The sequence below is a fragment of the Agrobacterium sp. AGB01 genome, assembly GCF_014851585.1.
GTDB lineage: Bacteria > Pseudomonadota > Alphaproteobacteria > Rhizobiales > Rhizobiaceae > Agrobacterium.
In genome coordinates, this window is record NZ_JACVAB010000002.1 from 761,663 (window position 1) to 773,877 (window position 12,215).

Annotated in this window: 16 protein-coding genes; 9 read left to right on the forward strand and 7 right to left on the reverse strand. The window is 55.0% G+C overall.

Annotation, left to right across the window (positions count from 1 at the left end; genetic code table 11):
* Window positions 1–168: 168 nt before the first annotated feature.
* A complete protein-coding gene (locus tag IB237_RS10255; protein WP_192488527.1) occupies window positions 169–918 on the reverse strand; it encodes an SDR family oxidoreductase in 750 nt (249 codons plus the stop codon).
* 111 nt (window positions 919–1,029) lie between these two features.
* Here IB237_RS10255 and IB237_RS10260 point away from each other — a divergent pair, with 111 nt between their 5' ends.
* On the forward strand, window positions 1,030–1,929 hold the full coding sequence (locus tag IB237_RS10260; RefSeq protein WP_192488528.1) for a LysR family transcriptional regulator: 900 nt from the start codon (window positions 1,030–1,032) through the stop codon (window positions 1,927–1,929).
* 20 nt (window positions 1,930–1,949) lie between these two features.
* Here IB237_RS10260 and IB237_RS10265 read toward each other — a convergent pair whose 3' ends face one another.
* A complete protein-coding gene (locus IB237_RS10265) occupies window positions 1,950–2,870 on the reverse strand; it encodes a DMT family transporter (protein WP_246787787.1) in 921 nt (306 codons plus the stop codon).
* A 182-nt stretch (window positions 2,871–3,052) separates the two neighbouring features.
* Here IB237_RS10265 and IB237_RS10270 point away from each other — a divergent pair, with 182 nt between their 5' ends.
* On the forward strand, window positions 3,053–3,643 hold the full coding sequence (locus IB237_RS10270) for a 3'-5' exonuclease (RefSeq protein ID WP_192488529.1): 591 nt from the start codon (window positions 3,053–3,055) through the stop codon (window positions 3,641–3,643).
* Window positions 3,644–3,711: 68 nt separating this feature from the next.
* On the forward strand, window positions 3,712–4,203 hold the full coding sequence (locus IB237_RS10275) for a CreA family protein (RefSeq protein WP_192488530.1): 492 nt from the start codon (window positions 3,712–3,714) through the stop codon (window positions 4,201–4,203).
* A gap of 36 nt (window positions 4,204–4,239) precedes the next feature.
* Here the strand turns inward: IB237_RS10275 and IB237_RS10280 are convergent, their stop codons facing one another.
* Window positions 4,240–4,707 (reverse strand): chemotaxis protein CheW, encoded by a 468-nt coding sequence (locus IB237_RS10280; RefSeq protein WP_192488531.1) that lies wholly within the window; start codon window positions 4,705–4,707, stop codon window positions 4,240–4,242.
* 263 nt (window positions 4,708–4,970) lie between these two features.
* Between IB237_RS10280 and IB237_RS26430 the strand changes: the two genes are divergently transcribed.
* The 3 genes from IB237_RS26430 (at window position 4,971) to IB237_RS10290 (ending at window position 6,816) form a co-directional block, all read left to right on the forward strand.
* Entirely contained in the window at window positions 4,971–5,099 is a 129-nt protein-coding gene (locus IB237_RS26430) for a hypothetical protein (protein WP_256435703.1), read from the forward strand.
* A 153-nt stretch (window positions 5,100–5,252) separates the two neighbouring features.
* Window positions 5,253–5,852 carry an SCO family protein gene (locus tag IB237_RS10285; protein WP_192488532.1) on the forward strand — a complete coding sequence of 200 codons (600 nt, stop codon included), beginning with the start codon at window positions 5,253–5,255 and terminating at the stop codon, window positions 5,850–5,852.
* A gap of 88 nt (window positions 5,853–5,940) precedes the next feature.
* A complete protein-coding gene (locus tag IB237_RS10290) occupies window positions 5,941–6,816 on the forward strand; it encodes a 50S ribosomal protein L11 methyltransferase (RefSeq protein ID WP_192488533.1) in 876 nt (291 codons plus the stop codon).
* A 306-nt stretch (window positions 6,817–7,122) separates the two neighbouring features.
* Here IB237_RS10290 and IB237_RS10295 read toward each other — a convergent pair whose 3' ends face one another.
* Window positions 7,123–7,293, reverse strand: coding sequence for a hypothetical protein (locus IB237_RS10295; protein ID WP_192488534.1), 171 nt, complete (start codon window positions 7,291–7,293; stop codon window positions 7,123–7,125).
* A 293-nt stretch (window positions 7,294–7,586) separates the two neighbouring features.
* On the opposite strand from IB237_RS10295, the gene IB237_RS10300 reads away from it, so the two are divergent.
* Window positions 7,587–9,416, forward strand: coding sequence for an aminopeptidase P family protein (locus IB237_RS10300; RefSeq protein ID WP_192488535.1), 1,830 nt, complete (start codon window positions 7,587–7,589; stop codon window positions 9,414–9,416).
* Window positions 9,417–9,427: 11 nt separating this feature from the next.
* On the opposite strand, the gene IB237_RS10305 is transcribed toward IB237_RS10300, so the two are convergent.
* Together IB237_RS10305 and IB237_RS10310 are read right to left on the reverse strand one after the other, a co-directional pair.
* Window positions 9,428–9,739 carry an AzlD family protein gene (locus tag IB237_RS10305; protein WP_192488536.1) on the reverse strand — a complete coding sequence of 104 codons (312 nt, stop codon included), beginning with the start codon at window positions 9,737–9,739 and terminating at the stop codon, window positions 9,428–9,430.
* Window positions 9,736–10,458 carry an AzlC family ABC transporter permease gene (locus IB237_RS10310; RefSeq protein ID WP_192488537.1) on the reverse strand — a complete coding sequence of 241 codons (723 nt, stop codon included), beginning with the start codon at window positions 10,456–10,458 and terminating at the stop codon, window positions 9,736–9,738. The genes IB237_RS10305 and IB237_RS10310 overlap by 4 nt, the downstream gene beginning before the upstream one ends.
* A gap of 240 nt (window positions 10,459–10,698) precedes the next feature.
* Here IB237_RS10310 and IB237_RS10315 point away from each other — a divergent pair, with 240 nt between their 5' ends.
* Window positions 10,699–10,947 (forward strand): DUF2164 domain-containing protein, encoded by a 249-nt coding sequence (locus IB237_RS10315; protein WP_192488538.1) that lies wholly within the window; start codon window positions 10,699–10,701, stop codon window positions 10,945–10,947.
* A gap of 18 nt (window positions 10,948–10,965) precedes the next feature.
* Here IB237_RS10315 and pncA read toward each other — a convergent pair whose 3' ends face one another.
* Window positions 10,966–11,592: a bifunctional nicotinamidase/pyrazinamidase gene (gene pncA / locus IB237_RS10320; RefSeq protein WP_192488539.1), complete on the reverse strand. Its 627-nt coding sequence runs from the start codon at window positions 11,590–11,592 to the stop codon at window positions 10,966–10,968.
* Window positions 11,593–11,678: 86 nt separating this feature from the next.
* Between pncA and IB237_RS10325 the strand changes: the two genes are divergently transcribed.
* Window positions 11,679–12,128 (forward strand): hypothetical protein, encoded by a 450-nt coding sequence (locus IB237_RS10325; RefSeq protein WP_192488905.1) that lies wholly within the window; start codon window positions 11,679–11,681, stop codon window positions 12,126–12,128.
* Window positions 12,129–12,215 lie beyond the last annotated feature (87 nt).

Consider the following 12,215-nt stretch of genomic DNA (forward strand, 5'->3'; position numbering starts at 1 on the left):
CAACAATCCTATGCCCGCCGGGGTGCCGGTGGTCACGATGTTGAGCATCACGATGATTGCGTTTGTGATCATGGCGTGAAAATGCGTGGCCTATGCCTTGATGTCAATGCTGTTTCCCGGAGCGATCGCATCCACCCCGGGAAAATCAGGGCTGAGAGTGGCCAAGCGTTACAGGGTAATCATGCCACCATCGATAATCAGTTCCGCGCCAACCGTAAAACTTGCTTCATCGGATGCCAGGAAAACAACGGCCTTGGCAATTTCTGCAACATGGCCAAATCGTCCGAGCGGGATCTGCGCGACAATCGAGTCAGCCATGGCTTTTTTACCAGCGTCATCCAGTCCGAACTTTTCATGCAGTGGGGTTTCAACCGGGCCGGGGCTAACGGCATTAACGCGGATGCCACGGCCAAGCAATTCACCCGACAATGTCTTAGACAGTGACAGCAGCGCTGCCTTGGTCAGCGCATAGAGGCTGGAATTTGGCATGCCGATATGGGCATTGACCGAGGTATTGAGCACGATGGAGGCTTTGTTGCTGAAAACAGGCAGCAGCGCCTGCACCAGGAAGAACGGGCCTTTGACATTGACCGAGACCGAGCGATCAAAGGCCGCTTCATCCCATTGGTCCATGGTGCGGAATTCAGCCACACCTGCGTTAACGAAGAGGATGTCGAGTTTGCCGAACTTTGCGGCGATCTGGTCAGCAATTTCTTTCTGCGATGCAACGTTTCCGGCATCGGCGCGGATGTAAAGCACATCATCACCCAACACAGCTTTCGCCTTTTCGATGGTGGCAGGGTTGGTGCCGGTGACCGCGACGCGTGCGCCTTCGCTTATAAATTGGCGGGCCGTTTCAAGGCCGATGCCGCTGGTGCCGCCAGTGATAAGTGCTGTCTTGTTCTGCAAGCGTGTCATGATCATTTTCCTTTGTTCGGAGTGGCGTGTTTGCCTGCAGCGAATATGGCTTTTTCCAATCGTTCTGATTAGTCTGCAAGTGTTGGCTCAGCTTTCCGGAAAAACCGAACAATGATGAAGCTTGAAGGCATAACCGCATTTGTCGCCGTTGCAGAATCCAGGTCGATCAGCGAGGCATCGCGCCGCCTCAATCTTTCGAAATCGGTAGTGAGCGACCGGCTGTCAGAGCTCGAGCGTGTTCTGGGCACGACACTGCTGCACAGAACAACCCGCAGCCTCAGCCTGACGGAAGATGGCAGTGCCTTTCTGGAAAGGGCAGTGCGCATCGTCAACGAGGTGCGGGATGCCACGGATGACATGGCCGAGCGGCGTGGTGATCTCAAGGGCGCTCTCAGCCTGTCTGCGCCTGTGACCTTTGGTCGGCTGCATCTTGGCCCGGCGCTTTATCCGTTTCTGTTACAGAACCCGGCGCTCGAAGTCAGTCTGGATATGGATGACCGCCGTGTCGATGTGTCGTCTGCCGGATTTGATGCGGTGGTGCGGCATGGGCCGATTGTTGATTCACGATTGATGGCATGGAAGCTGGCGCCCAGCCGACGTCTGCTGGTGGCATCAACTGACTATCTCGAACAGCATGGAACGCCCCATAATGCCGCTGAACTGGAGGGACATCGCGGAATTTTTTACACCAATCGTGGTGTCGCGGACTGGCGGTTTGTCGGCCCAAACGGTGCCGTCATCGTTCGGGCGAAGGTCGCCCTGCGGGTCAATCATGGCGATATGATCCGCGACGCTGCGGTGGCGGGGCTTGGCATCGCCCTGTTGCCAACCTTTATTGCCGGCCCTGCCATCAGGGATGGCAGCCTGACCGTGATCGATGTCGGCTTACAGGCAGAAGATGAATTTATCTACATCGCCCATTCGGAGGGACGGCGGCCGTCTGCAAAGCTGAGAGCGCTGGCTGATCATTTGCGTAAGGCGTTTGGTTCACCGCCCTATTGGGAGCCGTAATAGAGAGCGTCGGGTCTGGATCAGCCCGCCGCTTTCAGGCGGCGCAACAAGCGTCCATCAATGGCAATCAGACCGGCGGCAATCATCGCCATGCCGACAAAATGCTTCATTTCCAGCTGTTCACCGAGAAACAGCGAGCCGAGTAGAATGGCGCTGACCGGAATGAGGAAGGTGACAAGCGCAAGATTGGTGGCACCGGCGGTGGAGAGAATGCGGAAGAACAGTAGATAAGCAAGCGCGGTGGAGAGCAGGGCGATGCCGAGCAAGGCGCCCCAGGTGGCAGCGCTTGGCATGGCCAGTGTCCACGGCTGATCGATCAGTAGAGCAACCGGGATCAACATCAGGGTTGACGATGAAATTTGGCCGGTTGCTGTCATCAGTGGTGCAACACCCATGGTCTTGAAACGGCGGCCGAAGATACCGGCAAAGGCGTAAGACGTGGCTGCACCCAAAATGGCAAGCTGGCCCCAAAGATTTGATCCGCTGCCGCCAAGGGCAGAAGGACCGATCATGGTGGCAACGCCAACGAAGCCAATCAGCACGCCGGTCAGCTTGTTGGGTGACAGCTTTTCATCAACCGTCAGAAAATGCGCGACAATGACGGTAAACAACGGCGTTGTTGCGTTGAGAATGGAGGCAACGCCACTGGCGATATGCGTCTGGCCCCAGACGATCAGGCAAAAGGGGATGATGTTGTTGAGTATGCCCATGGCAAAGAAGGCGCGCCAGATGCGGCCTTCTCTTGGCAGCTTCAACCCCATGACACGGCAGACGATGAGCAGCGCAATAGCCGCCAGACCGACACGGAGCGTGACGATGGTCAACGGTGGCAGTTCCTTTACCGCAACGCCGATGAAGAAAAAGGAACCGCCCCACAGGACCGACAGGGCAATGAGCATGGCCCATTCGCTGGCGTTCATCTGCCGTTGTATCGCTGCCATTGCCGTGCCCCGACGAAATATGTGTGATGGATACTGGTGTATCGAGATTTGTGAGTCGTGCCACCCGAAACTTGCTTTTAAACAAGGCGTTTGTCGTTCTGGCCAACGGGCCGGCATGAAGCGGTTCTATGTCAGGGGAAATTGTATTATGCGGTGCGCAAGAACCAATCGGGAATCGTCCTTTGAAGACCATCGCCATCGACTTTGAAACTGCCAATGAAGAGCGCGGCAGCGCCTGTTCTGTCGGTCTGGCATGGGTAGAGAATGGTCAGGTGGTGCGGGTGGAGGAAAGATTGATCCGTCCGCGTGACATGCGCTTTTCATCGTTCAATATCTCCATTCACGGCATTCGGCCGGAAACGGTTGAAGATGCGCCGGAATTTCCGGAGGTAATGGACGAGTTTCTGGATGATTTTCAGGGTGCGACGATGATTGCCCATAATGCGGCCTTCGACTTCAGCGTGCTGCGCGCCTGCTTTGACAAGTATCGGCAGAGCTATCCGACGTTTTCTTATCTGTGCAGCGTGAAAATGTCCCAGAAGATCTGGCCGCAATTGCCCTCACACAAACTCAACATCATCGCCGGGCACCTGGGCCTGCGCTTTGTGCACCACAATGCCGCCGAGGACGCTCTGGTGTGTGCCTCTGCGGCCATCCAAATGGCCAAATCGATCGAAGTGCCAGAGATCAGGGATATTCCCAGCAAGATCGGCATGGTGGCCGGTAAGGTCCATTCGACTGGCTATGAGCCCTGCACCATGCGGCGGCGTTAAAACACACGCCTTTCAACTTGCCATCTTTCTCCGTGATCCTATCTTTGGGATAGTCAATGGAGGCTGGAATGGCATTATCCCTGTTACGAAAACTTATGGTTGGCTTGCTCGTTGCGGTTCCGGTCACCGCTGCGCATGCGCAGGTGGTTGGTGAAGTCGGCGTCGACTGGATTGGCAACGACATTATCGTTGAGGCGGTAGCCGATCCGGAAGTGAAGGGCGTGACCTGCCACGTGACCTATTTTGAGCGTGGCGTCATTGACCGGCTGAAAAACGGCAACTGGTTTGAAGACCCGTCTAACAACGCCATTTCCTGCAACCAGACGGGACCGGTCGAGATCGGTGATATCGATCTGTCCAAGGATGGTGAGGAAGTGTTCCGTCAGGGCATGTCGCTGGTGTGGAAGAAGCTTTTGGTGACCCGCATTTACGACAAGCCGAATGATACCTTGATCTATCTGGTGCACACCCGCGAATTGACCGATGGTTCGGCCAAGATGGCAATTTCAACCGTACCGCTCTACGGGCAGAACCCGACATGGAAAAACGGCAAGCCGTAAGGCCTGCCGTTTCAAAAATCTCAGTAATGTAAAGTCTTAAGCGGCTTCGCGGGACAGTTCTTCCGCGATGACCGTATCGAGGTTGAGGAAGCAGACCATGCTTTTCTCAAGCGCGACGATGCCGTGCGAGAAGCTACGCTGGGTCTCAGGAATGATTTCCGGTGTCGGCTGCAGGTCTTCCGAACGGATGGTCATCATGTCGGAAACCTGTTCCACCAGCAGCCCAACCAGCTTGCCACCGATATCGGTAACGATGATGGCAGAGCGTTCCGAAGGTTCAGTCATTTTCATACCAAGGCGGCAGGCCATGTCGATGACAGGAATAACGGCGCCACGTAGGTTGATAAGGCCGAGAACGTAAGGAGGCGTGTGCGGCATAGGCGTAACTGGTGCCCAGCCACGAATTTCACGGATTGCCATGATGTCGATGCAGAATTCCTGATCGCCAAGATGGAAGGAAACGATTTCGAGATGAGAACCCGATTGCTTGATTGCATTCGTCATGGTCTGAATTCTTCCTGGCGGTTCTGGACGCGCTAAAGTCCGGGTGTTCATAATGGCAGGTAATGCGGAAGACCGGTTGTTGGAAAACCCGGCAGACGTCATGTCGCTATCTTGGAAGACCGCATGATGATCATGCACTGTAACCGTTTAACCTTTTACTAACGGCGTCTTTTCTCAGGCTTTCAGTTTTTGGTCCTGTTGTTGGTGAGGGGCATCGATGTTATCATCAGGGCATGTCGACGTTAGTGCGAAACACAAATCACATGCTGCTGATGGCTGTGGCCGTCTTGAGCTTTCTGGGTGTCAGCCTGCTGGCATTCCAGGGCTGGATGACGCATGGCGTCGATATTTTCCTCACCCTGTCGCAGACCGGTCTTTCTTGGTGCCTTTGACCTGACGGCGTAGGCGAGGGCGGCAAATCCGCGCAGTCCCTCCAATCAACTGGTTGTTGATTTGCGATCAGGGGCAAGTTTGATTATTTGCTTTCGAGACTGGGATGCTGCCGCATTGGTGGTCATCAAATTTGGTGTGAAGGCTGATCTGGCATGAAAAAAGTCCGTATCGTTCTCTGGTGTGTTGTTGTCCTTCTGGGCGGTGTTGTTACCTGGCTGGCATTTGCGCTGTCTGAGTCAAAACAGCATATGACGGAAGGCCCTTATGGCGCGCCATTCCAGCTTGTTGCCCAAAACGGCCAGCCAATCACCGAAAAGGCCTTCCAGGGCAAACCGACGGCGCTGTTTTTCGGATTTACCCATTGCCCTGAAGTCTGCCCGACAACCCTTTTCGAGCTGAATGGCTGGATGGAGAAGGTTGATCCGGCCGGCGACAAGATGCAGGGGTATTTCGTAACGGTTGATCCCGAGCGTGATACGCCGGAAATTCTTGGTCAGTATATTTCCAACGTCACCAGCCGTATCACTGGTATTGCCGGCGAGCCGGACAAGATTGCCGAAATGATCAAGAGCTTCCGCGTTTACGCCAAGCGGGTGCCAGTGGATGAAAAAGATCCGAACGGTGAATACACCATGGATCATACTGCGTCGGTTTTCCTGCTGGATGCGCAGGGACGTTTCGTCAGCACCATTGCCTACGGCGAAAACCCTGATGTCGCGGTCCAGAAACTGCAAAATCTCCTGAAGGGTTAATGCCGGTTTCTTCTCTGGTGGTATTGGACTGCGCCTGCTTTTGTGGCAAAGGCAGGCAAGTCCGATATTTTCCGAAAGAGATGCTGCCGTGAGCGAGATCCGCCTCTATGTGACGACCACCGAAATCGAGGCCGGTCAGGTACTGGATGTCATGACCGAGGTGTTCGAGGAAGATGGCATTGCCATCGCCACGACCGAGGTCGATGAAAAGAAGGACATCTGGGAAGCATCCGTCTATCTTTTGCTGGAAGAAGAAGAGGAAGTGCGCGAGCGTCTCGACACACTTCTGAAAAACTCGTTCCCGCATCTTGCCGTACAGCGTGAGATCATTCCCGACATCGACTGGATTGCCAAGTCGCTTGAAGGCCTGAAGCCGGTCAGGGCAGGGCGTTTCCTGGTTCACGGTTCTCATGATCGCGACAAGGTTCGCGTCAACGATATCTCGATTGAGATCGAAGCCGGGCAGGCCTTCGGAACCGGTCATCACGGCACGACCGCTGGCTGCCTTGAAATGATTGAATCGGTTGTGCGGGCCCGTACCGTGCGTAATGCGCTTGATCTGGGCACCGGCAGTGGTGTTCTGGCAATCGCCGTTGCCAAGATGCGCCGCATTCCGATTCTGGCCACCGATATCGATCCGATTGCGGTGCGTGTCGCCAAGGAAAATGTGCGCCTCAACGGTATAGCGCAAGGCATGACGTTGGAAACGGCCCCTGGTTTCCATTCGGATGCCTTTGCCAAACATGGCCCGTTTGATCTGATCATCGCCAATATTTTGGCGCGGCCACTGATCAAGATGGCGCCGCAACTGGTTGCGCATCTTGCTCCGGGTGGTTCGGTAATCCTGTCCGGAATTCTGGCATCGCAGCGCTGGAAGGTCCTGGCTGCCTATAATGGCGAGCATCTAAGCCATGTTCGCACCATCTGGCGCAATGGCTGGGTGACGATTCACCTGCGCAAGTAGTGTCCGCCTTCGCAAATTACAGCTACGTGCGCAATTAAGCGCGCTTTTGCTTGATATCTGATGGTCTTGGCGAGTGGGCGGGCGTGTCCGCCGTCGATTTGCAATTGGATTTTTTTAGAGCAATGCATCAAATGCAAAGATGTTTGTCCATGTTTTGACATGGCGCCAATAAAAAAGGCGACGCTTTCGCGTCGCCTTTCGATCAGTCATGCTGATCGCCCGCGAGCTGGGAGGGTGCTCGAGCGGGAAACGTATTCCGATGCCAGGCCACTTCGGGAGGAGGAGAAAGCAAGCCGGGCTTAATAATCAGAATACGTAGCTGGTGCCCTTGCGGCGAAGTTCTTCGCGGCTGGTGCCAAGAGCCTTGAGAGACTGGTCGTCAAGGTTCAGGAGCGCGCCGTTTACGTAACGGCCGACCTGACGCTCGCGAGCTTCAATAACGCGATCGAAAGCTGTGCGGAAGAAAGATTTTGCCATTGCCGTGTTCCTTACATACTGAAGGAAACGTCGTGTTCCCTTCGATGACTACAACATAAGTTATACTTTTCATTTCAGGTAGGTGGCTCACCTCAATGGTGTTATGCGCATGATGCATGGCTGGTGGTGGCTCGTATGCAGATTGCGGCTTTTTTGCGCAAAACATATGCAAATGCTGCGCCTTCCTGATGGTTTTTTAGGTGTCGCCGGTTTCGCGCCGTTCTTTCGGCTGGACCCATCAGCAGCGCGGCGATAAATTCGCGGCCACAATGGAATCTTTTGGAAAGCAGTTCATGTTTCAGTCGTTCGAAACCACTTCCGCCCCGCAATATGGCCGTGAGCGGGTTGAGGCCTTGAGGGCTTCGTTTGATGCTCTTGGTATCGACGGTTTTCTGGTGCCGCGCGCGGATGACTATCAAGGCGAATATGTACCGGCCTCGGCCGAGCGCATGTCGTGGCTCAGCGGTTTTACTGGCTCGGCCGGTGTCATTCTAGTGACGCGCACCCAAGCCATCGTGTTTGTTGACGGACGCTACACCACGCAGCTGGTTGAGCAGGTGGATGGTGATGTCTTCACCGGTGGCGATCTGGTTAATGCACCCCCGCCGATCTGGCTGAAGAAAAATGCCCCGAAGGGTTTCCGTTTGGGTCTTGATCCATGGCTGCACACCGGTGCTGAACTGCGCCGACTTGAGGCTTCGCTGAAAGATGCTGGCGGTGAGATCGTTCTCCTGCAGCACAATCCGCTTGATGCCGTGTGGAAAGACCGGCCATCCGAGCCTTTGGGCGCGGTGACAATTCAGACGGAAATGCATGCCGGCGTTCTGGCGCGTAAGAAGATTGCCACCATTGCTCAGGATCTGACCGCTGCAAACCTGCAGGCTGTGCTGATCGGTGAGCCGTCTTCCGTGGCGTGGATTTTCAACATCCGCGGCAATGACGTGCCGCACACGCCGCATCCTTTAGCACGTGCATTGGTTTTTGCAGATGGCACGGCCGAAATCTTCCTCGACAAGCGCAAGACCGGCATCGAAGTAGAGGCCTATCTGGCGCAGCTGGCCGTGCAGCTGCCGCCATCCGAAATTGAGGCACGTCTGCGCCGGCACGCCAAGGACGGGGCAAGGATTGCCGTTGACGCCGATCTTGCGCCGGTTGCCCTACGCAATGCCATTACGCTTGCCGGTGGGGAGTTGGTTGAGGTTGTTGATCCTGCCAAGCTGCCACGTGCTTGCAAAAACTCAGCCGAACTGAACGGCAGTGTTGCTGCCCATCTACAGGATGGCGCAGCCATGGTGGAGTTTCTCTATTGGCTGGATAATGCCAAGCCGGGCAGCGTCAGCGAAATCGAAGCGGTCAAAATGCTGGAGCGTACTCGGTCTCATGTCGGGTCCCGCATGCAGAACCCGCTCAAGGATATTTCCTTCGACACCATTTCCGGTGCCGGTGAACATGCGGCGATCATCCACTACCGCGTCACGACACCGACCGACCGCATGTTGAATGCTGGCGAAATGTTCCTGATCGATTCCGGCGCTCAATATGTGAATGGCACAACGGACATTACGCGCACGGTTGCAATTGGTGACGTGCCCTATGAGCAGAAGAAGTTCTTCACACTTGTTCTGAAAGGTATGATTGCCATCAGTGCGGCTCGTTTCCCCAAGGGCACGCGTGGTTGCGATCTCGATCCGTTGGCGCGTATTGCCCTGTGGAAAGCCGGCGTCGATTACGGACATGGTACAGGCCACGGCGTGGGCTCTTATCTCTCGGTGCATGAGGGGCCGCAGCGCATTGCCCGTCTTGCCACACAGGAGTTTCTGCCGGGCATGATCCTGTCCAATGAACCCGGTTATTATCGTCCCGGTCAGTTTGGCATTCGTATTGAGAACCTTATCTATGTGGCAGAGCCTGAACAGATTGAGGGTGGTGATCTGCCGATGTTTGCTTTTGAGACGCTGACATGGTGCCCGATTGATCGCCGTCTGGTGGTGGCAGAGTTGCTGACGGCAGAAGAGCGTGACTGGCTGAATGCCTATCATGCCAATGTACGGGAGAAAATCTCGCCGCTGTTGAGCGACGAGGCTGTTCTGGCATGGCTTGATCAGGCCACTGCCGCAGTTTGAGGTGTTAGGCCTTAACCGACAAAATGCCGGGTGGTGACGACAAGCAACCATCCGGCAAACAGCATGGTCAGACCGGGAAAGCGCAAACCGACGATCAGGGCGACGATCATGCCGGCCTTGACCTCGTATCCACCGTCAAAAAAGGTTGGCGTGACCAGCGTGGTCAAAACCGCGACCGGTACCGCATTCAATCCGGCCTCGACGCGTGGCGGAATGGACTTCATGCGGGTCATCAGAAGATAACCGCCAATGCGCGTCATATAGGTGGCGATTGCACCAGCAATGATCAGCCAGAGCGTATAGGTGTTGAAAAGGTCGCTCACAGGCTCTGCTCCCCGGCATCTTCAATATTGTTTATATGGCTCGGTGCCGGAGGCAGCAGCACAGCCACCAGAATACCAGCAAAGGCACCGAGACTGACGTGCCAGGGCGAACCCACCACATGGAAAGCGACGATGGCGCCGATGCCACTTGCGAGCATGACGGGATAGAAATTCTGTCTTTTGCGGAAGCCGAGCACCATGCCCATAAAATAGATTGGCAACAGCACGTCAAAACCGAGTGCGCGTGGATCACCGATCAGCTTTCCGAACATCACGCCGAGAACGGTGGTGACCAGCCACGGGAAATAGATGGCAAGGGCAAAACCCATGTACCAGGAGAAGGAAATCTTTTCACCGTTTTCATTGCGGCGCACAGATTCAGCAAATTGTGGATCGACCAGGAAAAAGAAGGCGATCAGCTTGCGACCGAGCGACCAGTGGGCGAGGGGGCGCACCATGGCTGCCGAATAAAGAATGTGCCGGAAGTTGACGGCAAAGATCGACAGGATGACCAGCCAGGCCTCGATCTTTTGTCCAAACAGTTCAATCCCCACCAGCTGGCTGGCGCCTGCATAGAGAGTTGCGCTCATTAGCACCGCTTCGAACATGGTCAGGCCGTTGTCCACCGCCACGGCGCCAAACAGCAAGCCGAAGGGTGCCGCTGACAATGCGATGAGAAAACCGCCCTTGAGGCCAGTTTTGAAGTCTGCGTGTGCCATTGATGGGTATTCTCCTTGCGCGCTACAGGCGCGTTTCCTGACTAAACCGAATGTGTGTTGGATGGTTCGGTGCAAATGACCGCAGCAGATCAATTTAGTCAGGCAACGCTCTAGAGCGGTGATCCTGCGGATGCAATGCAATTGCTTTGATTGATAAATTGAATTTTGTGAAGCATTGCCTGCGGTGCGCCATTTTTGGTATCGAAACCGCTGAAATCGAGAGTCGGGAAGGACGCTGCATTGAGTATTATCGAGTTTAGCAGACAGGAAAAAACCGATCTCGTCAGCCGTATCCGCAAACATCTGAGTGAAGAACTGGATTGTGAGATCAGCGGGCTTCAGGGCGAAATGTTGCTGGACTTCCTGTCTGCCGAACTCGGCCCACGCTTTTACAATCGCGGGCTGAATGATGCGCTGACCGCCGTGACGCGGCGTATGGAAGACGCTGCGTCAGATATCGATATTCTCGAAAAGACCATCCCTAAGTAATAAGGTAAAAACGTCGCCTCAGGCGGCCAGAATATCCATGCTGGTGATGATGTCAGCACCCTTGGCACGCATGGCTGCAATGGCTGCCTTGACGCCTTCTGGATCAATGCCGCGGCTGGCGTCCTCAATGAAACGCACCTTGACGTCAGGCAGCATATCCACTGCATCCTGTACGGAAAAGTTGACGCAATAATCGGTGGCCAACCCGCAAATGTCGAGGCATGTCACACCTTGACGGGTCAGATAATCGGCAAGGCCGGTGACGGCAGCCTGATCGTTGTCCCGAAAGGCAGAGTAGCTGTCGACGGCCGGGTTCTCACCCTTTTGTTGCACATAGTCGAAACTGTCGGTGTTTAAATCCGGGTGGAATTGTGCGTCTGACGTACCCTGTACACAGTGGTCCGGCCACATGACCTGTGGCTTGCCGGAGAGTTCACCCATGTCGAACGGTTCTTTTCCGGCATGCTGGGAAGCAAAACTGCCGTGATTTTCCGGGTGCCAATCCTGTGATGCGATGATCAGGTCGTAACCGCCATTTTCAATGAGCGCATTGGCGATGGGAACGATCCTGTCACCCTCGGCAACCGGCAGATTACCTCCGGGGCAAAACCCGTTCTGGATATCGATCAGCAACAACGCTTTCATGGTTGGCTCCTCCTTGGGGACGATATCGTTTTGGGTACGCTGCTTCCGGTGTGCAATCAAGACACAAGTCAATTGCCTCCCTCAGTTTGTCGGCGCTTATCTGTGCCAGAACTGCATCGGCGCAGGTGGCGCTGGGCACGGCATCCAATACCTATACCATGACGGGCATAGGCTCGGCCGCCAGTCGTGCGGCACAGGTCGGTCCGGTCAAACTGGTGACGGCGGATGCCAACGGCAATCTCGCCACCACGGATTTTGATATTACTAGCCTTAATAGTGACATATCCAGGCTTAAGACGACGGTCGATCGCAACCGCAGGGATGCGGATAAGGGGATTGCTGCGGCCATGGCGATGACGGGCGCACCAACACCATCAGCACCTGGAAAAACTTCCCGGGCGACCAATGTTGCGACCTATAGCGGTGAATTTGCCACCAGCTTTGTCGTGGCGCATATGCTGGATGTTGACTACCCTTTGGTGGTGAATGGATCGGTGATGCGCCCGGCGGCTCTGTCGGCGTGCAGGTTGGAATGAATGGCGAGTTCTAATCCAAAAATAATCGAAGAATGAATCTTCGGCGTAAAGGGTTTGGTTACCATAATTTGCCATTGTTTTATGTGA